Source organism: Streptomyces zagrosensis, from assembly GCF_014203645.1.
In the GTDB taxonomy this organism is placed as follows: Bacteria; Actinomycetota; Actinomycetes; order Streptomycetales; family Streptomycetaceae; genus Streptomyces; species Streptomyces zagrosensis.
Genome location: NZ_JACHJL010000004.1, coordinates 376,766 through 397,881, shown reverse-complemented (window position 1 = coordinate 397,881; position 21,116 = coordinate 376,766). Strand labels below are relative to the sequence as shown.

General features: G+C 69.4%; 17 protein-coding genes, 1 tRNA gene, 1 pseudogene and 1 riboswitch. Of the genes and pseudogenes, 11 read left to right on the top strand and 8 right to left on the bottom strand.

Going from position 1 to position 21,116, the window contains the following annotated elements:
- Nucleotides 1-14: 14 nt before the first annotated feature.
- From FHS42_RS10725 to FHS42_RS10710, 4 genes are all read right to left on the bottom strand, one after another.
- Nucleotides 15-91 (bottom strand) — tRNA-Leu (locus FHS42_RS10725).
- Between the two features lie 10 nt (nt 92-101).
- Nucleotides 102-965 (bottom strand): HNH endonuclease signature motif containing protein, encoded by an 864-nt coding sequence (locus FHS42_RS10720; RefSeq protein WP_312866820.1) that lies wholly within the window; start codon nt 963-965, stop codon nt 102-104.
- Nucleotides 962-1,552: an HNH endonuclease signature motif containing protein gene (locus FHS42_RS10715; protein WP_312866819.1), complete on the bottom strand. Its 591-nt coding sequence runs from the start codon at nt 1,550-1,552 to the stop codon at nt 962-964. The genes FHS42_RS10720 and FHS42_RS10715 overlap by 4 nt, the downstream gene beginning before the upstream one ends.
- A 280-nt stretch (nt 1,553-1,832) precedes the next feature.
- Nucleotides 1,833-3,317 (bottom strand): MFS transporter, encoded by a 1,485-nt coding sequence (locus FHS42_RS10710; protein WP_184571375.1) that lies wholly within the window; start codon nt 3,315-3,317, stop codon nt 1,833-1,835.
- A 517-nt stretch (nt 3,318-3,834) separates the two neighbouring features.
- On the opposite strand from FHS42_RS10710, the gene FHS42_RS10705 reads away from it, so the two are divergent.
- Both FHS42_RS10705 and FHS42_RS10700 read left to right on the top strand, forming a co-directional pair.
- Nucleotides 3,835-4,335: a hypothetical protein gene (locus FHS42_RS10705; RefSeq protein WP_184571373.1), complete on the top strand. Its 501-nt coding sequence runs from the start codon at nt 3,835-3,837 to the stop codon at nt 4,333-4,335.
- A 2-nt stretch (nt 4,336-4,337) separates the two neighbouring features.
- Entirely contained in the window at nt 4,338-5,609 is a 1,272-nt protein-coding gene (locus FHS42_RS10700) for a sensor histidine kinase (RefSeq protein WP_184571658.1), read from the top strand.
- A gap of 202 nt (nt 5,610-5,811) precedes the next feature.
- On the opposite strand, the gene bcp is transcribed toward FHS42_RS10700, so the two are convergent.
- Nucleotides 5,812-6,279, bottom strand: a complete 468-nt coding sequence (gene bcp / locus FHS42_RS10695; protein WP_184571371.1) for a thioredoxin-dependent thiol peroxidase — start codon at nt 6,277-6,279, stop codon at nt 5,812-5,814.
- 134 nt (nt 6,280-6,413) lie between these two features.
- On the opposite strand from bcp, the gene FHS42_RS10690 reads away from it, so the two are divergent.
- The 3 genes from FHS42_RS10690 (at nt 6,414) to FHS42_RS10680 (ending at nt 7,809) form a co-directional block, all read left to right on the top strand.
- Nucleotides 6,414-6,731: a DUF3618 domain-containing protein gene (locus FHS42_RS10690; protein ID WP_184571368.1), complete on the top strand. Its 318-nt coding sequence runs from the start codon at nt 6,414-6,416 to the stop codon at nt 6,729-6,731.
- A 179-nt stretch (nt 6,732-6,910) separates the two neighbouring features.
- On the top strand, nt 6,911-7,213 hold the full coding sequence (locus FHS42_RS10685; RefSeq protein ID WP_184571657.1) for a GroES family chaperonin: 303 nt from the start codon (nt 6,911-6,913) through the stop codon (nt 7,211-7,213).
- Between the two features lie 175 nt (nt 7,214-7,388).
- Nucleotides 7,389-7,454, top strand: a riboswitch (guanidine-III (ykkC-III) riboswitch).
- 34 nt (nt 7,455-7,488) lie between these two features.
- A complete protein-coding gene (locus FHS42_RS10680; RefSeq protein ID WP_184571366.1) occupies nt 7,489-7,809 on the top strand; it encodes a DMT family transporter in 321 nt (106 codons plus the stop codon).
- A 183-nt stretch (nt 7,810-7,992) separates the two neighbouring features.
- Here the strand turns inward: FHS42_RS10680 and FHS42_RS10675 are convergent, their stop codons facing one another.
- The gene (locus FHS42_RS10675; protein WP_184571359.1) at nt 7,993-9,255 is read right to left on the bottom strand and encodes an MFS transporter; all 1,263 of its coding nucleotides are present in this window, start codon (nt 9,253-9,255) and stop codon (nt 7,993-7,995) included.
- A gap of 64 nt (nt 9,256-9,319) precedes the next feature.
- On the opposite strand from FHS42_RS10675, the gene FHS42_RS10670 reads away from it, so the two are divergent.
- Nucleotides 9,320-9,796, top strand: coding sequence for a MerR family transcriptional regulator (locus FHS42_RS10670; RefSeq protein ID WP_184571357.1), 477 nt, complete (start codon nt 9,320-9,322; stop codon nt 9,794-9,796).
- 90 nt (nt 9,797-9,886) lie between these two features.
- Here the strand turns inward: FHS42_RS10670 and FHS42_RS10665 are convergent.
- Nucleotides 9,887-12,439, bottom strand: a pseudogene (locus FHS42_RS10665) (transglycosylase domain-containing protein); the annotation flags it as partial.
- A gap of 1,296 nt (nt 12,440-13,735) precedes the next feature.
- Between FHS42_RS10665 and FHS42_RS10660 the strand changes: the two are divergent.
- From FHS42_RS10660 to FHS42_RS38575, 4 genes are all read left to right on the top strand, one after another.
- Nucleotides 13,736-14,536 (top strand): ABC transporter permease, encoded by an 801-nt coding sequence (locus FHS42_RS10660; protein ID WP_184571355.1) that lies wholly within the window; start codon nt 13,736-13,738, stop codon nt 14,534-14,536.
- A 46-nt stretch (nt 14,537-14,582) separates the two neighbouring features.
- Nucleotides 14,583-15,347, top strand: a complete 765-nt coding sequence (locus tag FHS42_RS10655; protein ID WP_184571653.1) for an ABC transporter permease — start codon at nt 14,583-14,585, stop codon at nt 15,345-15,347.
- A 260-nt stretch (nt 15,348-15,607) separates the two neighbouring features.
- Nucleotides 15,608-16,582, top strand: a complete 975-nt coding sequence (locus FHS42_RS10650) for an ABC transporter ATP-binding protein (RefSeq protein WP_184571353.1) — start codon at nt 15,608-15,610, stop codon at nt 16,580-16,582.
- Nucleotides 16,583-16,786: 204 nt separating this feature from the next.
- Nucleotides 16,787-17,830, top strand: a complete 1,044-nt coding sequence (locus FHS42_RS38575; protein WP_312866818.1) for a DUF1707 domain-containing protein — start codon at nt 16,787-16,789, stop codon at nt 17,828-17,830.
- Between the two features lie 106 nt (nt 17,831-17,936).
- Here the strand turns inward: FHS42_RS38575 and FHS42_RS10640 are convergent, their stop codons facing one another.
- Nucleotides 17,937-19,256, bottom strand: a complete 1,320-nt coding sequence (locus tag FHS42_RS10640; protein WP_184571346.1) for an SGNH/GDSL hydrolase family protein — start codon at nt 19,254-19,256, stop codon at nt 17,937-17,939.
- Nucleotides 19,257-19,617: 361 nt separating this feature from the next.
- On the opposite strand from FHS42_RS10640, the gene FHS42_RS10635 reads away from it, so the two are divergent.
- Nucleotides 19,618-20,949 (top strand): DUF445 domain-containing protein, encoded by a 1,332-nt coding sequence (locus tag FHS42_RS10635; protein WP_246494458.1) that lies wholly within the window; start codon nt 19,618-19,620, stop codon nt 20,947-20,949.
- Nucleotides 20,950-21,116 lie beyond the last annotated feature (167 nt).

The window sequence follows — 21,116 nt, the reverse complement described above, 5'->3', positions numbered from 1 at the left end:
GCGCCACGCCCCGCTGGTGAGCCCGGTGGGATTCGAACCCACGACATACCGGACCTAAACCGGCACCCTCTAGCCGCTGGGGTACGGGCCCGCAGCGCCACCTACTTTACTGTGCCATCCCGGGTTGTCGTCGAGGGCCGTGGGTGGCGCGCAAAACCACTGGTCTGACTGTGACACGACGGGCAGAGGTAGCGAAGGTTGCCGATGCGGTTGTCGAGCCGATCGCCGTTGAGGTGATCGATCTCCAGCACGAGCCGTCTGGCTTGCCACAAGTCGCCCACCCCACACTCGGCACAGACGTGGGGCGCACCGCATTCATCCAGCGCACGCCGCAGCAGCGCCGTCTTGGTGCGGGCAGAACCTGGAGGAAGCCGGCGCAAAATCTGCCCGGCGGATGTGCGTGGGCGCGGCCGACCGGCAGGGTGATGTCCCTGGCCCACGAAATGGGCCGTGGAGATGCCGTGGGCCACGAGGCTGCGCCGCAGCAGCGTTCCGTTGGCGCCGCTGCGGGACAGGCCGAGCGTGCGCAACACCTCGGCCAGACTGCGTGACTCGGCGACCGCTTTACGAAGATCGTCGTACGCAATGAGTCGCGGTCGCCCCGCTCCTCGGCCGGTGAAGTGCGAGGTATCGATCTCAAACTGCCGCAGCCTGCGATGGAGATAGCCGTAGGCGCTGTCATAGGGCGGAACACCCAGGTAGTCGAGCATTCCCCGGATGTCGTGGCTGTTCGCCGCTGCTTCTTCGAGGGTTCTTTTGGAGTACGCCATGCGTGGCCGCGCAGGCAGCGGTTCGCTGACGAAGTGCGCGGTATCGATGTCGTAGTGCCGTAGTCGGTCGCGTAGATATCGGCATGGACCGCTGCTCACGGGGACCCCGAGCTTGCGCAGCATGTCCACGAGGCTGGTGGCGGCCGGAGCGGTACGCGCCAGCACGTCACGTGCATACGGGCTGCTCGACGTCACGGCGCGTTCCCCCGCCGGCGCCCACGGTAGGTGTCGGTCACGGAATGGCAGTTGGGACACAACAACCGAAGATTCTCGGGGCGGTTGTCCCACCAGTTGGCGTTGCGGTGGTCAACCTCCAGGCGCAGCGGTTTTTCGTTCCATTCGGTGCCCGTGCCGCACATCGCGCAGAACTCGGGACGGCCGCGCCGGATCAGCGCTGCACGCAATCGCTCGCCCGATGTTCTGCCGTCCGCCGGGGACCCCAGGACCAGCGGGTCCGGCCGCCGCCTCCTCCGGCGCTCAGGGCCCTGCGCCGTGAAGTGCAAGGTGTCGATACCGAGGGACCTGATCCGCCGACTGATATGCGCGTGATTGCCACCTACCTGGTGGATGCCCAGGCGGCGCACCACTTCGGCCACGCTGGTGGAATGGGCGACCGCGGCACGTAATCGCTCCTCGGTGTGGCGGATGCCGGAAACGCGAAGATGCGAGGCATCGATCCCTGCTGCCGCGAGCTTCTTTCGCAGATATCGCCGGCTGTCCTTGCTCGGTTGGCCGCCGCAGGCGCGTACGACCTCATCGATCGTCTGCGCCTCGCGCACCACATGGACAAGCCCCTCCCGCACATACCGAGCCCCCATGCCCCGTTCCCTCTTCCCGTCGATCGTGGTGAGGGAACGTGCGGGGTCTGGCCGTGTCCCGGGTCGCTCACCGTGGTGGTGGTCGCTACTTCAGGGGTACGGCCGCTTGTTGCAGCCTCGAACTCACTAACGAGCCGGGGGCGGGTAGGTTACGCCGTCCGGGGCCCAGTTTCGGCCCGGCGGTCACGCACCCGCCCGACGAGCGGGGATCGCGTGCCTTGGAGTCGGTGCGCGGTGAGGGGGGTTAGAACTTGGGGTCGGGGGATTGGGACGTCACCATCTCCACGGCCTCCTCGTGGGTGGAGACCGAGGGCTGGGAGCCCTCCAGGGGTTGCCGGGCGGTCTCCTTGATGAAGGTGACGGCGATCAACCCGATCAGGGCCGCCACCATCGCGTAGGCGGCGGGCATCATGTCGCTGCCGGTGATGCTGATCAGACCGGTGATGACCAGCGGGGTGGTGCCGCCGAACAAGGACGCGGCGAGGTTGTAGCCGATGGACAGGGAGCCGTAGCGGACGTTCGTCGCGAACAGGGCGGGCAGGACGGCGGACATCGTGCCGAGCAGACACACCAGGGGCAGGCCCAACATCAACATGCCGCAACTGACGGCCACGAAGCTGCCCTGCTGGAGCAGCCAGAAGGCCGGCATGGACAGCACCACGAAGCCACCCATGCCCGCCGCGAGCAGGGGCTTGCGGCCGATTCGGTCGTTGAGCCTGCCGACCTGGTTGACCAGGCACATCAGCACGAGCATGGCGCCGACCAGGATCAACAGACCGTGCGAGTCGTCGTAGCCGAGCTCGTCTGTGAGGTAGGTGGGCATGTAGGAGAGCAGCATGTAGTGGCAGATGTTGTACGCGGCCACGAGCACCACGCACAACAGCAGGCGCTGCCACTGTGCGACGAAGATCTCCTTGAGTTCGGTGCCCTCGTTGGTGATGTGCTCGTCCGCCATCTCCTCTTCGAGACGTTGGAAGGCGGGCGTCTCCTCCAGCTTGAGCCGCAGGTAGAGGCCCACGAGCCCCAGCGGGCCCGCGACCAGGAACGGCACCCGCCAGCCCCAGTCCTCCATCGTGCCGTCGCCCAGCCACTCGGTCAGCCCGACCACCAGTCCGGCCGCTCCGGCGTAACCGGCCAAGGTGCCCAGCTCCAGGAAACTGCCGAAGTAGCCGCGCCTCTTGTCGGGCGCGTACTCGGCGATGAAGGTCGAGGCACCTCCGTACTCGCCGCCGGTCGAAAAGCCCTGGACCAGCCGGAAGAAGATCAGCAGGACCGGCGCCCAGAAGCCGATCGTGGAGTAGGAGGGGACGAGCCCGATGCAGAAGGTGCCGAGCGCCATCAAAATCATGGTGAGCGCGAGCACCTTCTTGCGACCGACTCGGTCGCCCAGTGGCCCGAAGTAGAGCCCGCCGAGCGGTCGTACCAAGAAGGCCACGGCGAAGGTCGCGAACGACGACAGCAACTGCATCGTGTCGTTGCCGGACGGGAAGAAGACGTGCCCGATGGTGACCGCGAGATAGCTGTAGATGCCGAAGTCGAACCACTCCATGGCATTGCCGAGCGCCGCCGCCTTGACCGCGCGGCGCACCGTCTTCTCGTCGGTCACCGTGATGTCGGTCCGCCGCAGTTTGGGGTTTTTGCGGCGGGCGATGGCCCGGAACAGCGGACGGTGGCGTCTGACGGCCTCCGGGTCCAGCGTGGCGTCATCGGGGGGTGTGCCAGTGGACACGACTCGCCCTTCCCTTCGTGTGCTTCGAGCCGCGTGAGGTGCGGCTTTCGTACGACTGGAGCTGCTGCACCCGATCGGGGGTGATCAAACCCCTTGTCCCAGGTATGAGGAGATTGCTCACATTGAGCGAGCCATCCGGGCGCTTGGCCAGCCGAGCTTCGGGCCCCTGGGCAGCTCGCTGGTCGGGTGGCGGCGCGGCGGGCGGTCGCCGCGTTCGGCGTGGGTGTGTGGGCCCGCGGCCCGGGTCGGGCGCCTGCTGTTACGCGATCTTTACGCCATTGCGCGCTGACCGAGGGGCGGTGGCCATGGATTTGTGTGTCCGTTGCGCAAGAGTGTCCGGGAGTGTCGGCTACCTCGCACCGCGGGCGGTTCCTGACGGCTCGCCGCCGCGTCTCGTCATACCGGCCGCTTGCGCGCGGGCTTTCTCGCCCGTGTGGCGGTGTGTGGGTGGAACACTCAGGGCTGCACAGCGGTACAGCCGTACGGCCGTACCCGTTCCGCTGAGAAAAGAGAATCGATGACCGAGCGTCCGCTCCGGCGCTGGGCCCGTGCACGGGCCGCCCTGGTGACCTTCGCCATGGTGACCGCGCTGGCCTTCGGTGGGGTGTGGCTGATGCGTACGGGTAAGGCGGCCGATGCGATGCAGGAGGCTCCGAGGACGGCGGCCGTGCAGGCGTCGAAGCCGGACCGGGTCAAGGCGGCGGGGCTGCCCGGGGTACGGGACTGCGGCCAGGACAAGCCGGTGCTCAAGCCGGAGATCATCACCTTGATGTGCCCCGATGGCGGAGTGGTGGCCAGCGAGGTGCGCTGGGAGCGCTACGCATCCGATGGCGCGAACGGCACCGGCGTGGTGCAGGTGTCCGGGGCCACGGGCGCCGCCCCGGTGAGCTATCGCGCCGAGTTCTCGCTGTACGGGCCGAAGAACGTGGACGGCGAACTGGCCTTCACCGGCCTTTCGGTGACCTATTTCGGGCCCACCCCGTTCGGGGACTCGTCGGAGACGTACTCGATCGCCTGATGATGGGTATCCGGGGCCGAATCGCGCTGGCCATCTCCTTTGTGACGGCCCTGGCCGTGGTGGTTCTCGGGCTGTCCGTTCACCACATCGCCGAGCGTGATCGGCAGCGGCAGGCGCGCGATTACCAGGACGAACGCCTCAGCTCCGCGCTGCGCGTCTACCAGCGCGACAACATGCTGGTGCTCGGTGCGCAGCTCGACGACGCGGCGCTGCCGCCTGCGCTGACCACCGAGGTCGCGGACGGCGATTCCGCCACCTACCTCAGCGGCGGTGACGATCCTCGGGCCTGGGCGGCGACCGGCGTCGGGGACGGTGCGGTGCTCTCGGTTTCGGCGTCCTTCCCGCGCAGCGACCCGGCGCAAGATGCGCTGGATCGGGCGCTGATCGTGGCGGGTGCGGGCACCGTGGCACTGTCGGCCGTGGTGGCCTGGTTCGTGGCGCAGCGGCTGTCGCGGCGGCTGCGGGTCAGTGCGGCGGCGGCGCGCAGGATCGCGGCGGGTGAGCCGCCGGACGCGGCGGCGCTCACCGGCGGCGGCCGGGATGAGGTGGCCGAGCTGGGGCGCTCTGTGCATCACATGGCCGCGTCGCTTGCGGCTCGGGTGGAGGCGGAGCGGAAGTTCACTGCCGATGTGGCGCATGAGTTGCGTACCCCGGTGGCGGGTTTGGTGGCCGCGGCCGAGTTGCTGCCGCACGAGCGGGCGATCGAGCTGGTGCGGGATCGGGCGCAGGCGATGCGCGGCTTGGTGGAGGATCTGCTTGAGGTGTCCCGCTTGGATGCTGGGGTGGAGAGTGCGCAGCTCGCGGCGGTGGAGCTGGCTGCGCTGGTGCGTGGCATCGTGCGGCGTGCGGTGGGGCAGCGCGGGGTGGTGGAGGGTGAGGTGGAGGTCACGGTGGTGGGCGAGGGCCGGATTGTGACTACCGATGCGCGGCGCGTGGAGCGGGTGTTGGGCAATGTGTTGGCCAATGCGGTACGGCACGGGCGACCACCGGTGGAGGTTCGGGTGGAGGGTGCTCGGATCGTGGTGAGCGATCACGGTGCCGGTTATCCGAGCGAGGTGCTGGCGGATGGGCCGCGCCGGTTTCGCACGGGCGCCCCGGAGCGGGGCACCGGGCATGGCCTGGGGCTGACGATAGCGGTGGGGCAGGCGCGGGTGCTGGGGGCGCGGTTGGAGTTCGGCGCCGCCGCGTCGGGCGGCGCCGAAACGGTGCTGCTGTTGCCGGAGCTGGATGAGCCGCTGGAGCCGGCGGCCGGTGCGCCGGTGACAGCGCGTTAGTGGGTGGGCGCGGAGGCGGGATAGCCCGAAAGGTGGGTAGCGCGTTGGCGCGGCGCACAGCCTGAACTGGCCTCACGCGCCGTGCCTACGGCCTGCTTGACCGGCCCGGGTGGGCCCGCATCCGCCCCACCTGGCCCGTAGGGCTATCGGCCTCACCTGGCCCGTAGGGCTGGGGTCGGCGGGTCGGTGCCGGGTGGGGTGCTTAGAGGGCTAGATCCTTGATGATCTTCGCTACGTGTCCGGTGGCCTTCACGTTGTACAGAGCGCGTTCGACCGAGCCCTGTTCGTCCACGATGACGGTGGAGCGGATGACGCCGGTGACCGTCTTGCCGTACAGCTTCTTCTCGCCGTACGCCCCGTACGCCTCCAGGACGCTCTTGTCCGGGTCGCCGAGCAGCGTGACCTTCAGCTCCTCCTTCTCGCGGAACTTGGCGAGCTTCTCCGGCTTGTCGGGCGAGATGCCGATCACGTCGTAGCCGTGTCCGGCCAGGAATTCGAGGTTGTCCGTGAAGTCACATGCCTGCTTGGTGCAGCCGGGGGTAAGCGCGGCGGGGTAGAAGTAGACGATGACCTTGCGGCCCGCGTGGTCGGCGAGCGAGACCTGCTTGCCGTCCGCGTCGGGGAGGGTGAAGGCGGGTGCGGTGTCGCCGGGCTGTAGACGCTCGCTCATGGATCTCCTTAGTGGGTGATTCCGCTGCCCCCGACACTAGCCAGGTCCGCCATGGGGGGTTCCGTGGGGCATGAATCCGGCCGACCTGACAGACTGTCCCACTACGACCATCGAGAATTGACGGAGGCAGCGAGGTGTCGGAAGCCAGGACCCCTGCGCAGATCGAGGCTGATATCGCCCGCAGGCGGCAAGCGCTCGCTGTGACGCTCGATGAGATCGGCGTGCGGGTCCACCCGAAGACGATCATCGGCGACGCGAAGGCGAAGGTGGCATCGGCCGTGGACCGTACGGCGGGGCAGGCGTATGTGGCCGCCAACCGCGCGGTCTGCGATGTACGGGCCCAGTTCGTCTCCGCGGACGGCGCGCCGCGGATGGAGCGGATCGTGCCGGTCGCGCTCGTCGCGGTGGCGGTGATCGGACTGCTCGCGGTCTCCCGGCGCGACAAGGACTGACACCCCGCGCCTGCCTTCGGCCGGCACCGGCCGTTCGGACCGTCTCGGTTCCGTCTTCTTGCGTACGTCACCGACTCGTTGGCTCCCGTACGAGCGACCCATCGGCGTACGGCGGCCGGCGGGGCAGGTACCTTCATGGCGTGAGTGCCAAGACGTCCCACGACAAACTGCCCATCCGGATGCTGCATGACCGGGTGCTGGTCCGCACCGACATTCCGGAGGGTGAACGCCGCTCCAGCGGCGGCATCGTCATTCCGGCCACGGCCGCCGTTGGCCGGCGCCTTGGCTGGGCCGAGGTGGTCGCGGTCGGCCAGAACGTACGGACCGTAGAACCAGGCGATCGGGTGTTGTACGACCCGGAGGACCGGGCCGAGGTCGAGGTGCGCGGTGTTGGTTACGTCCTGATGCGTGAGCGTGACCTGCACGCGGTGGCCGCGGAGCGGCTGGAGGGGACAGAGGACTCCACAGGTCTCTACCTGTAGGGATCAGCGGGCCTTTTGGATGACCGGTGCGCCGCGGGCCGGGCGGTCGGTGTGCCGTAGTGCGCGAAGATGCGCCGCGCCGGCCGTGGCCGCCCGTTGTGCGTCTCGTGGCAGGCGCTGCGTGTGCCAGGGGCGGCCGTGCTGCGGTGGCCTGGGTCACCACGGTCGGCGCGCCGGGTTGCTAGGGTCGCAGACATCCCGACGAGACGCGCCGTACCGGGTTAAGCAAAGACGACGCACCCCTGTTGAAGCACGTGGTTCACGGAGGTGCCGTCATGGCCTGGGTTTTGCTGTTGATCGCTGGTCTGCTGGAAGTGGGCTGGTCGATCGGGATGAAGTATTCGGAGGGTTTCACTCGGCTGTGGCCGAGCGTGTTCACCGCGGCGGGAATCGTCGCGAGCATGGTGCTGCTGGCGCAGGCCGCCAAGTCGCTGCCGATCGGGACGGCCTACGGAGTGTGGGTCGGCATCGGGGCCGCGGGTGCGGCGGTGCTCGGCATGTTGGTGCTCAATGAGCCCGCGACCGCCGCCCGGATCTTCTTCGTGGTGCTGCTGTTGGTCGCGGTCGTGGGCCTCAAGGTCACGTCGGGCCATTGACGGTTCGCCCCTGGGCGCATCGCCGCATCGCCGCCGCGCCGCCTCCTGGTGTTCCCGCCTCCTCGTCACCAAGTGAGCCCCGCCGTACGGCCGTAGCTGCTTGTAGCCGCTACGTTCCGCCGTACGGCGGGGCTGTTGCACGCCGCTGCCGCTGCCGCTGCCGCTGCCGCTGTCGCGGCTGGGTCACGGGGCGCTGGCCGCGTGCCGGGTGGGGAAGCCGTGTACGCGGGCGGCGAGCACCACGACCAGCACGGGTACCAGGAGAGCCAGCACGCTCCAGGGGAAGGACGTGGAGCCGAAGAGGCCGAGGAGGACACCCCCGAGGACGCCGCCGCCGGCCATGGCCGCGTTCCACAGGGTCACGAGCATGGCTTGGGCGGCGTCTGCCGCCTCGCCTGCGGCGTCGCCCACGGCCGTCTGGAGCAGCGTCGGCGCGCCGCCCCAGCCGAGCCCCCACAGTGTCACCGCCGCGTACACCAAGGCGGGGCTGTCGGACAGTACGGCGAGCAGGGTGGCCGCCGCGGCGAACAGCAGGGTGCTGGCGATGGTGAGGGCGCGCAGTCGCCGGCTGATGTGGACGCCCACGATCCAGATGCTGAGCAGCGAGGCGGCGCCGAAGACGAGGAGTACCAGATCGGTGGAGCCGCCCATGCCGAGTCGGTCGAGGTAGGTGGCGATGTAGGTGTAGAGGATGGTGTGGGCCAAAACGAAGACGAGGGTGACGAACAGGATCGGTGTCACGCCGGGGATGGCGAGGGCCCGTAGCACCGGGGCCCGGTCCCGTGTTCGGCTGCCGGGGTAGTCCGGGACGGCCACGGCGATCCAGCCGATGAGGGCGATGGCGACCACGGTCATCAGTGCGAACGTCACCCGCCAGCCGAGCGCCGAGCCGAGGAAGGTGCCTGCGGGCACGCCGAGTGACAGGGCGAGTGGTATGCCGGTCATCACGATGGCGATGGCCTTGCCGCGCAGCGGGGCGGGCGCCATGCGGCGGGCGTATCCGGCGAGCAGGGCCCAGGCGAGTCCTGCGGCGACGCCGGCGATGAACCGGGCCGTCATGGTCAGCGGGTACGAGGAGGAGAAGGCCGTGACCGTGTTGGCGGCGGCGAATCCGGCCATCGCCGTGAGTAGCAGCCGCTTACGCCGCCAGCCGGCCGTGGCTGCGGACAGCGGGATGGCGGTGAGGGCGGTGCCGATGGCGTAGATAGTGACCGACTGTCCCATCGCGGATTCGCTCACCCCGAGGCTGCCGCTCATCGCGGGCAGTACGCCCGCGGGCAGCGTCTCGGTGAGGCTGGTGATGAAGACGGCCGTGGCCAGCGCGAGTAGGGCGGCCAGCGGAAGCTTGGGCTGCTGGGGCTGACCGGACTGGTTGGCTCGCTGGGGCTGTTGGGACTCGTGGGGAGTGGTGGGGGAAGGGGTTGGTTGCGGGGTGTGGGTTCGCATGCTGGTTATGCTCGAACGGTCACATTGATGTGAAGGTCAAGCCACGGAATGTGAGGTCGGCCACATGCGCATCGGAGAGCTGTCCGAACGCACCGCAACGCCGCGTCGCCTGCTGCGCTACTACGAGGAGCAGGGGTTGATCGTCCCGTATCGCTGCGCGAATGGCTATCGCGCGTACGACGAGCGCTTCGTGGACCGGGTCCTACAGATCCGGGGGTTGCTCGACGCCGGGCTCCCGACGCGGATCATCAAGCAGATCTTGCCGTGCCTGGACAAGCCGCGGACCATTCACTTCCCCGACGCGACGCCGCAGATGCTGGCCACGCTCGAAGGCGAACTCGACCGCATGAGCGAGCGCATCGACTGCCTGATCCGTAACCGGGATGCCATCGCCGAGTACCTCGACGTGGTGCGCGGCACGGCCAGCGGCGCTGCTGCCTCTGCTGTCGCTGCCTCTGCCGTCTCTGCTGCTGCCGCTGAGGGGACGCCGGCAGAGGCTGCCCTGCCGTCCGCAGGAGTGTGCGCGGTGCCCGTCGCCTAGCCGTCGGCCGTGCGGGCGCGGGTCCGCCCGACGAGCAGCCGCCCCGCGAAGGGGGCGGCTGCCGTGGGGTGTTGGTGGCCGCGGGGCCGGCTAGCCGCTGTTTCTCGTGCCGCCGCCTGCGCCGGGGCCGCCTGCGCCACCGCCGAGGTCGGGCAGCGTGCCGCCGGTCGGGTCGCCGCCGGGGCCGCCGATCTGGCCGCCGCCCGGGTCGCCCGTTGCGCCGCCAGGGTTACCGCCTGGGCCACCTATCGCCCCGCCGGGGCTGCCCCCTGGGCCGCCGATCTGGCCGCCGCCCGGATCGCCCGTCACGCCGCCGGACGGGAAGTCGCTCGTCGGAGGGGCCGGCGTGGTCGGGTCGGTGGTGGGCGGGTCCGGCTCGGTGGTGGTCGGGTCGGACGAGGTGGGCGGTGGGCTGGAATCATCCGAAGGAGTGTCGCTCGTCGGCGGCGCGCTGGTGTCGGGCCGCGTATCGGAGGAGGAGGATGAAGAAGAGGTGGGCACCGACGGGGTGTTGGCGCCCTTTTCCAGCTTCAGGCTGAAGTCGGTTGCCTTCTTTCCCTTGAGCGCCTTCTTGGTGTACGCGGCCCAGATCTCGGCCGGATAGCCGCCGCCGTTGATCCTTAGCAGCCCCGTCGCCCCGTACAGCGGCTTCTGCACACCGGTGTTGGAGTCCTGGCCCATCACCGCGACCACGGTCGCCAGGTCGGGCGTGTACCCCGCGAACCAGGCGGCCTTGTCCTCCTCCGCCGTGCCGGTCTTGCCCGCCGCCGGACGGCCCGCGCCCTGCGCCGCCGTGCCGGTGCCGCCTTCGACCACGCTCTGCAAGATCGAGGTGGTGGTGTCGGCCGCGTCGCGCGGCACGGCCTGTTCGGCGGTGCGCTTGGGCAGGTCGATCTTGCCGCCGTCCTTGGTGATCTCCACGACCAGGCTGTAGGGGCTGTGTTTGCCGTGGTTGGCGAGCGTGGCGTACGCACCCGTCATGTCGAGGACGCTGGCGGTGGCGGGGCCGAGCGCGATGGACGGGCTGGCGGTGAGGTCGGGGGTCTTCTCGGGGATGCCGAGCTTGACGGCGGTGTCCTTGACCTTCTCCGGGCCCACGTCCTGCGCCATCTGCGCGTAGACGGAGTTGACCGACTTGTCGGTGGCCTCGGTGACGCCGATCTGCCCGTAGGAGACGTGGTCCTCGTTCTCCGGTGAGTAGTTGGTCCCGCCGCTCGGACCGACGACCTCGCGCTTGTTGGTGCCGTCGTAACTGGTGTTCGGGGTGATTCGCTGGCCGCCCTGGGTGACCGAGTCGTTTTCCACGGCCGAGGTGAAGACGAACGGTTTGAAGGTGGAACCGACCTGGTAGTCGCGCCGGGTGGCGTTGTTGACGTACTGCTTGGTGTAGTCGATGCCCCCGTACAGGGCGACCACCTTGCCGGTCTTCGGATCGATGGAGGCCCCGCCGGCCCGGACGTACTTGTCCACCTTGCTGCCGTCGCGGAGCTTGCTCATCAACTGCTTGTCCACCGCATCGACAAACGCTTCCTGCTTCTTCTTGTCGATGGTGGTGGTGATGCGGTAGCCGCCTGCTGCCAAGTCCTTCTCGTTGATGATGTTGTTGCTGGTGATGTAGTCCTTCACCGCCTCCACGAGGTAGCCGCGCTGCCCGGACATGCTGGACGTGGGCTTGGCTCGGTCGGGGGTGGGGAACTTCATGGCCTTGCGGTCCGACTTGCTGAGCCAGCCCTTCTCCACCATGCCGTCGAGTACGTAGTTCCAACGGGCCACCGCGTACTGCTTGTTGTCCGGGTGCACCACCACGTCGTACGCGCTGGGCGCGTTCAGCAGCGTGGCGAGGTAGGCGCTTTCGGCGATGCTCAACTCGTCGGAGTCCTTGCCGTAGTACGCCTGCGCGGCGGACTGGATGCCGTACGCGTTGCGGCCGAAATAGCTGGTGTTGAGGTAGCCCTCAAGAATGTCGTCCTTGCTCACCTCGCGATCGAGCTTGATCGCGATGAAGAACTCCTTGGCCTTACGGGTAACCGTCTGCTCCTGGTCCAAGTAGTAGTTCTTCACGTACTGCTGGGTGATGGTGGAGCCGGACTGCTTGCCCTTGCCGGTCACGGTGTTCCACGCGGCCCGGACCATCGCTGCCGGGTTGACCGCGGACTCCGAGTAGAAGTTGCGGTCTTCGGCGGCGAGAACGGCATGCTGGGTGTTCTTCGACACACTGCTCAGCGGCACGTTCTCGCGGTTGACCGTGCCCTCGCGGGCGAGTTGGGAGCCATCGGAGTAGAGGTAGACGTTGCTCTGCGCGAGCGCGGCCTTGTTCGCGGCGGGGATGTCCACCAGAAGATAGCCGGTGACCAGCGTGCCGCCGATGAGCACGAGCAGCAGCACGAACGCGCCGAGCATCATCCGCCAAGTGGGCAGCAGCCGGCGCCAGCCGGTGCGCTTCCGACGTTGCTTCTTGGCTTTCCTCTTGGCCTTCTTGGCTTCCTTCTTGGCTTCTTTGGACTCCTTGGCTTGCTTGGGCTTCCCCGTGCTGCCGTTCGCGTTCTCGGGTCGCTCCGGCCAGCCATCGGCGGAATTGCTGCCACCGCTCGTCGGCGGCTCGCCGCCACCGGGCCCGCCCGTACCGGCGCTGCCCGTACCGGGTCCGCTCGTACCGAGGCCACCGCTGGCGGCGGCACCACCCGCGCCGAGGCCCGTGCCAAGCCCCGCGCCGCTGCCCGCGCCCGAGCCCCCGGGCGCGGGGCTGTCGGGGCGCCCGGCGGCCTTGCCGAAGGCGACGCCGCCTGCGCTTGCGGTGCCGCCGGCTGGGCCAGCCGTGCTGCTGCCTGCGCCTGCGGCACTGCCTGCGCCTGCGGCGCTACCGCGGGCCGCGGCGTTGCCTCGCGGCGGTGTGTCGGCCCAGAGCGGTGTGGTGCCTCTGGGGGGTGTGGTGCTTCGAGGCGGTGTGGTGCCTCGGGGTGGCGTGGCGTCCGGGCTCGCTGGGGTGACGCCAGTTGGGGCGCCCGCGGTTGGCATGCCCGCCGCGGGGTTACGGGTGTGCGGGCCCTTGCCGGCGTCGGGGCGCCGGGCGGCGCCCTCGCTGGGGGCAGGCCGCGCGATGGCGGTCTCGTCACCCGTACGACCTGTGCGATCCGCACGCTCCGTGCGTCCCGTACGACCCGCGCTGTCCGTGCGGTCCGCGGCGGGCGCGGCTGCGGGCTTGTTGCCCGCGGCGCCGGCCTTGGCGTCGCGTGGAGCGCTCCGCGGCCCGCCACCAGAGGTGCCGGGCTCTGCGGAGGCGGCGGGGGCACGGGATGTGCCGGGGTCGGCGGAGCTGGCGGTTCTCGTGGGGGCGGCCTTGGACGCGGGGCCGGTGGAGGTCCCCTTGGGGGCGGGGCCGGCCGGGCTGGCTTGAGCCCCCTTGGGAGCGGGCCTGGTGGGCCGCCCGGCGTCGCTGGGGTCGGCACCCTTGCGGGCGGGCTTGTCCTGCGCTGTGTCTGCCGGGCCTGGGTTGTGGGGGCCGGCGCCCTGTGGGGGAGCGCCGGTTCCTCCTGATCGAGGCCGGTCGGCGGCGGTGGTGCCGTCGGGGTTGTTGTTGCTACCGGCGCCCTGGGCGCCGGGGGCACTCCCCGCGGCGGCTTCGCCGTCGCTTTCGGCGCTGTGCTGCTGAGGCTCGTCGGTCATGTGTGTAGGGACTCCTCGGCCGCCGCCCACGGTTCTGCCATGGGTTGTGCCACGGCATAAATCCTGTCAAGTCGGGCGATTCGCGTCTTACGCCCCACAAACCACTGTCGCATCATGCGATCCGCGCGGCGGAGGCGGCGCGCACCTGTGACAGCTCTGTGATCGGCCGCATGGCCTGGGCGACTCACCCCACAGAGTGAATAATGCCTGGCTTGCTGCCTACCTGTCGCTCTAGGCTCGTGCGCTTTGGTGTTCAACGCCGGGGAGGGATACTAAGTGCGGCTGTATACGGCCGTTGTTGCGAGCAGTTTCCGACGTTACGCGACCTACCGGGCGGCCACTGCCGCGGGGGTGTTCACCAACACCGTCTTCGGGTTCATCGTCGCGTACACCTACATCGCGCTATGGGATCAGCGACCACATTTGGGAGGCTACGACCTGGCCCAGGCCATGACGTTCGTCTGGCTCGGGCAGGCGCTGTTGGCCGCATCGGCGCTCATGGGCGGCGGCTTCCAAGAGGAATTCCAAGAACGCATCCGCTCCGGTGATGTGGCGGTGGACCTCTACCGGCCGGTGGACCTCCAACTGTGGTGGCTGGCCGGGGACGTGGGGCGGGCGATCTTCCAACTCCTCGGCCGCGGCATCGTACCCATGATCTTCGGCGCGCTCGTGTTCGACCTCGCGCTGCCCGCCTCGCCGCTGACCTGGCTGTGTTTCCTGCTCGCGGTGGCGCTGGGCATCCTGGTCAGTTTCGCCCTGCGCTATCTGGTCGCCCTCACCGCCTTTTGGCTGCTCGACGGGGCGGGGGCCAACATGATCAGCGTCGTCCTGTCGCTGTTCTTCTCCGGCATGATCCTGCCGCTCAACGTCTTCCCCGGTGCGCTCGGCGAGACGGCCAACGCGCTGCCCTGGGCGGCGATCTTGCAGGTCCCCGCGGATGTGCTGCTCGGTGAGCACCAAGGCGCGGGGCTGGTGGGGGCCTTCGCCTTCCAAGTCGGATGGGCCATTGCACTGCTCGCCGCTGGGCGCCTGCTGCAATCCGCCGCCACCCGGAAGGTGGTCGTCCAAGGTGGCTGAGTCGCAGCTCTACCAGGGACTGCGCGCCTACGCCCTGATCGTGGGCATGTGGGTGCGCTCGACGATGGCGTACCGCACCTCGTTCGTCATCATGGCGCTGGGCAACCTCGCGATCACGGCATTGGACTTCGCCGTGATCGGCCTCATGTTCTCCCACGTGGACGCGCTCGGCGGCTTCGACCTGGCCGAGGTGACCTTCCTCTACGGCACCAGCAGCACCGCCTTCGGTCTCACCGACTTGGCGTTCGGCAGCATGGAACGGGTCGGCCGTCGGGTGCGCGACGGCACGATGGACACCCTTTTGGTGCGCCCGGTGCCGGTGCTTGCGCAAGTCGCCGCAGACCGGTTCGCGCTGCGCCGGGTGGGGCGGATCATCCAGGGCGTAGCGCTGCTCGGTTGGTCACTCGCCCATCTCGACGTGAACTGGACCTGGGATCGGGTGCTGCTGCTGCCCGTGATGCTGCTCAGTGGTGCGGCCATCTTCGCCGCCCTGTTCGTGGCGGGCGCTGCCTTCCAGTTCTGGGCCAGCGACGCCGCCGAGGTGCAAAGTGCGTTCACCTACGGGGGAACGACGATGCTTCAGTTCCCGCCGACCGTCTTCACCACGGAGCTGGTGCGAGCGGTCACGTTCGTCCTCCCGCTCGCCTTCGTCAACTGGTTCCCCGCGCTCCATATCCTCGGCCGGCCCAACCCGATCGGCCTGCCCGATGGGATCGGCTTCGCCGCGCCGCTGGTCGCGGTGGCTTGCTGTGCGTTGGCGGGGCTGGCGTGGGGCGCCGGGCTGCGGGCGTACCGCAGCACGGGGAGCTGAACGGGCCGGGCTGCGAGGTGGGGGGGTACGGGCCGCGGGGCCGGTGCTGTCGGCTGCTGTGCGCCTGGGGTGGGAGCGGTGGGCCGGGCCAGGCCGGATCGGCGAAGCGCGACGCCGCGCGAGGGTAGCGCGATGGCACGGCGAATGCGGGGCCAAGCCACGGCGAATACAGCACCAAGGCCGTGCGAATACGGCACGAATGCAGCGCGAGGGCAGCAGAACAACACCGGAACAGTGCGACAAGAAAGGGGAATGAGGCGATGGCGGCCAACGACGCCGCGTTCATCGAACTCGACGCGGTGGAGAAAGTCTTCACCGTACGACGCCGGGCGGGCTGGATGCGGCGAGAGCGGCACGAGGTACGGGCCGTGGATGGGATCAGCTTCCAGGTGCCGCGCGGCGAGGTGGTCGGCTACATCGGCCCCAACGGCGCGGGCAAGTCCACCACTATCAAGATGCTCACCGGCATTTTGGTGCCCAGCGGCGGGCGGCTGCGGGTGGCCGGCATCGACCCGTCCAAGGAACGCACCCGGCTGGCCCGCCGCATGGGCGTGGTCTTCGGGCAGCGCACGACGCTTTGGTGGGACCTGCCGCTGCGGGACTCGTACGCGCTGGTACGACGGATGTACCGGATTCCAGACGACCGCTACCGGCACAACCTGGAGCGGTGCGTGGAACTCCTCGACCTGGCCGAACTGTTGGAGGTCCCGGTGCGTCAGCTGTCGCTCGGCCAGCGGATGCGCGGCGATATCGCGGCAGCACTGCTGCACGACCCCGATGTGCTCTACCTCGACGAGCCGACCATCGGACTCGACGTGATCAGCAAGGTCAAGGTGCGGGAGTTCCTTCGCGAGGTGAATACGGAGCAGAACACGACCGTGCTGCTCACCACGCACGACCTGACCGACATCGAGCAGCTTTGCCAACGCGTGATGGTGATCGATCACGGACGGGTGATGTACGACGGCAGCTTGGCTGGGTTGCACGCTGTGGGGGAGAGCGAGCGCACCCTGGTGGTCGATCTGGAACGAGAGCTTCCGCCCATCGAGGGGGTGCCGGGCGCGCGAACGGTGCGGGTCGATGGAGCCCGCCAATGGCTGGCGTTTCCGGCCGCGGCCAGCGCTGCTCCGATCGTGGCCGCGGTCGCCGCTGCGTACCCACTGGTCGATCTCTCGGTGCGGGAGCCGGACATCGAGGACGTGATCGCGAAGATGTACGCGGAGCGGTCGGGTTAGGCGTACGGCCGCATCCTTGCGCTGGCCTGCGGTGGCTGCGGTGGCTGGGGTGGCCGGTTCGGCGAGTTCGGCGGTTCGGTGGGCCTGTGTCAATGAGCCGCTGTCGGTGGCCGCTGGTGGTGGCCGCTGCGGAGGTCAAGGCGGGTGCACCGGAGAAGTTGATGGGTTCATGCTCGAACGGTGTGCCCGCGTAGGCTGTTCGCCATGAGCGGTGAACTCTCCCAGATGCGGGCCTCCGATGCCGAGCGTGAGCGCGTCGCCGAGGCGTTGCGCGAAGCCGTCGCCGAGGGGCGATTGGACATGGTGGAGTTCGAGGAGCGTCTTGAGCGCGCGTACACGGCCCGTACGCATGCCGATTTGGAGCCGTTGGTGCAGGACTTGCCGGTGCCCGCATCAGCGGTGGCCCCGGTGGTGGCGCCGGGCCGCCCCCGAGACGGCGCCGGGCTGGCCTGGCCGGAGCGGATCGGTGACCCGCCGACGTCGCGTTGGGGGATCGCGGTGATGGGCGGCTTCCAGCGCTCCGGGGGTTGGGTCATGCCGCGCGCCTTCACCTCCGTCGTGCTGATGGGTGGCGGCGAGATCGACCTGCGCGACGCCCGGTTCGAGGACCGCGATGTGGTGATCCGCTGCTTTGCGTTCATGGGCGGGGTCTCGGTGATCGTGCCGCCGGATGTCGAGGTCAACGTCAGCGGCATCGGCATCATGGGCGGCTTCGACCACACGGCAGCGGGCGAGGGCGCACGCGACGCGCCCCGGGTAACCGTCACGGGCCTGGCGATCTGGGGCGGCGTGGGCATCCAGCGTAAGCGGCGCAAGGCCGATGTGCAGCGCGAGAAGGAAGCGCGCCGCCATGAGAAGGCTGAGCTCAAGCGGATGCGTAAGGAACGGAAGGCGGGACAGCCACTCGGCCGCGGAAGCCAGGCTCAACTGGACGGCGCTGCGGAGGGCGAACGGCCGGGTGGCGCGGACCGGCAACTCGGCCATGCGGAACAGCGGCTCGCCCGCGCGGAGCGGCAACTCGCCCGTGAAGACCGGCACCGTGAAGACCGGCACCGTGAGGACAGCCACGGCGTAGACCGCCACCGTGTAGACCCGGCATCGGGCGACCAACGACGCGCCGGACGGGGCGGGTCCGACGACGCCGAGCCGTCACCGCTGCCAAACGCCGCCCCGGGGCCGCGACATGACGCCTCGCACCGCGCCGACGTGGCGCAGGGCGACCAGGGGCCTGGACGCAAGAACCTGTGACCCCCGGGTGCGGGCCGAGGCCGTGCTGCGTGGCGCAGTGGTCAGCGGCCGTGGTCCGAGCCCGCCGGATGAGCCCGCCGGATCGGCGACGCAGTGGCCAGTACGGCTAGAGCGTTGCCGCGGCCACGCCTCGAAGGTGCTGGAGGTTGAGGGTCTTGGCCATCGCCCTGAAGCCCTCGTCGCTGGGGTGCAGATGGTCGCCCGAGTCGTAGCGGGGGAGTAGCCGCAGTGGGCTGGCCGGGTCGCGCAGGGCCGCGTCGAAGTCCACGACCTCGTCGAAGACCTCGCCCGAGCGAATCTGGTCGTTGACCGCCTGTCGTACCCCGTTGAGCTGCGGCGTAAAGCCTCGATGACCGTAGAAGGGCATGAGCGTGCCGCCCACGACGCGCAGCCCGCGCGCATGGGCCTGCTCGACCATCTGCCGGAGGCCGCCGACGATCCGGTTCGGGTTGGTCTCATGGGGAGTGCGGAGAATGTCGTTGACGCCGAGTTGGATGATCACCGCCCGCACGCCGGTGTGCGCGAGCACATCACGGTCGAAACGGGTAAGACCACTGGGATTGTGCGGTGGCGAAGAGTTGCCGTCCGTGAGGATGCGGTTACCGCTGATCCCCTGGTTGAGGACGCCTAGGCGGGGCGCACCGCGTTCGGTGCGGAGCCGTTCGGCGAGGAAGTCGGGCCAGCGGTGGTTGGCTCCGGTGGTCGAGGTGATGCCATCGGTGATCGAGTCGCCGAGTACCACGACGGACCCGCGCGCCTTGGTGGTCCACACGTCCACGGCGGTCAGATAGCGCCAATACGGGCTCTGTTCGGTGTACGCGAGCCCCGCGGTGTCTTCCGCATGGTCACCGCGCGCCAGGTAGGAGATCTGGCGGGCGTGCGGATGGTACGTAACGGCGCCGGACGGGGTCGGGGAGAACGTGGTGACCAGCACATCGCTGGCGTCCGGGACGCTGAGCCTGGCCGCGTCGCTGATGACGTGCTGGCCGGCCGGAATGGTCACCGAGTGCCGGCTGTTGAACCTCAGCCGGCGCATGGTGTTCGGGGCTGCGGTCGGGTCGCTGGGCGCAGCCGCCAGCGCGACGGAGGCGTGGCTGATGGTGAGTGGCCGGGTGCCGTAGTGGTTGGAGAGTCGGATACGTAGCTGCTCGCCGCCCACGCTGATCCGCACGACATTGCGTATCGACATGTCGGGAAAGCCGTTGACGTTGCGTGGCTCGGCCGCGACGGGCGCGGTGGACCAGGTGCCGATCCAGTTGCCCGCCGATGCGGGCGCCGCCTCGTTGCCGTGGCCGGAGGCTGGTTCCGCGCTGTTGTCGCTCCTGCCGACCCCGACGAATATCGCGGTGGACACGACGATCACCACGGCCGCCAGCGCAGCGAGCACGGCATAAGCCGTACGCCGGGGCAGGGGGCTCACGGTCATGTGCGGGGATCTCCTCGGGCGGGCGGAGCCTGTGACTCCGCAGGTCGAAGGCTGCGGGGTGATCAACAGCGTCGTTGCGGTCCGATAGGCCCCCATGATCCCACGATGGGGGGTGTGTTCGCCCAGCAACCCGTTTTCGCCGCGCCCTGCGGGGCAGGAGCGGCTGTCTGACACACCGGTTTGGGGGGTCGCGGGCGAGGGTCATGGAGACGGCGAGAGCCGGCCGGCAGTTCCAGCCTGGAACTGCCGCAGGTCCCTGCCGGAAACGAAGGTCGAAACTGCCGGGAACCAGCAGTTCGTTCCAGGAGTGGGCCGGGAAGGGACAATGGCCCGGGGGAAACGGCTCGATCGGGTGGAGTGGATGGAACGGACCTACGGGGACACCGGCGACGCGACGAGCGCCGCCCCCAGCAGCGGCGGCTTCGCCGGGCCGGTCGCCTTCAGCGCGGCCGACCGGGAGAAGCAGCGTGCCGTACGACGAATGAAGACGCTGGCCACGGGCCTGCTGCTGGCCGTGGCGCTGGTGTATGTGCTGGCCAAGTGGGCCCAGTCGGCTGGACTTGGCAGCTGGGCCGGCTATCTGGCGGCGGCGGCCGAGGCCGGGATGGTGGGCGCGCTCGCCGACTGGTTCGCGGTGACGGCGCTGTTCCGGCGCCCGCTGGGGCTGCCGATTCCCCATACGGCGATCATCCCGACGAAGAAGGACCAGTTGGGCCAGAGCCTGGGCGAGTTCGTCGGGGAGAACTTCCTCGCCGGCGACGTCGTACGGCAGCGGTTGCGGGCGGTGGGCATCGGTGGCCGGCTCGGCGCCTGGCTGGCCGAACCCGCGCACGTGGACCGGGTCACCGCGGAGTTGGCCACGGCCGTGCGGGGAGCGCTGACCGTACTGCGGGACTCCGATGTGCAAGCCGTGGTCGGCGAGGCGATCACGCGGCGCGCCGACGCCCAGGAGATCGCGCCGGGCCTCGGCACCATGCTGGAAAAGATCGTCGCGGACGGCGGACACCGGCGGGTCGTAGACCTGGTGTGCGTGCGAGCCCACGACTGGCTCGAACTGCACAGCGACTCCGTCATGGACGCGGTGACCGGGGGCGCACCGGGCTGGACACCGAAGTTCGTTGACCGCAAGGTCGGTGACCGCGTGTATCGCGAGGTGCTGCGCTTTGTGACCGAGATGCGCGATATGCCGGACCATCCGGCGCGCGGCGCGGTGGACCGGTTCCTGGCCGACTTCGCCAGTGACCTCCAGTCCGACACGGACACCCGGGCCCGTGTCGAGCGGCTGAAGAGCGAGGTGCTCGGGCGCGGCGAGGTGCAGGATCTGATCGCCTCGGCGTGGAGTTCGGTACGCGCGATGATCGTCGCGGCTGCGGAGGACGAGCGCAGCGAACTACGCCTGCGGGCCCGCGCGGCGATCCTCGCGCTGGGCACCCGGATGGCGAGCGACGGCCGGCTACAGCGGAAGGTGGATGGCTGGCTTGAGGACGCGGCGGTGTACGTGGTGACGACGTACCGGCGCGAGATCACCTCCTTGATCACGGAGACCGTGGCCGGTTGGGACGCGGAGCACACCTCCCGAAAGATCGAGGCCCACATCGGCCGTGACCTCCAGTTCATCCGGATCAACGGCACTGTGGTGGGGGCCCTTGCGGGCCTGCTGATTTACGCGCTGACGCACGGCTTGGGAGGCTAGCGGGGGCGTGCCTGGCTGGGCCGTGGCGGGCGGCCCGTGGTGGGTGGGCCGTGCCCGGTGGGCGGTGCCTGGCTGTTTTCGTGGGCCGTGGCGGGTGGGGCCTTGCCTGGTGGGCCGTGCCTGGCTGTCCCGTGGTTGGCTGGCCCGTGTCGCGGGTGCTGCGCGGG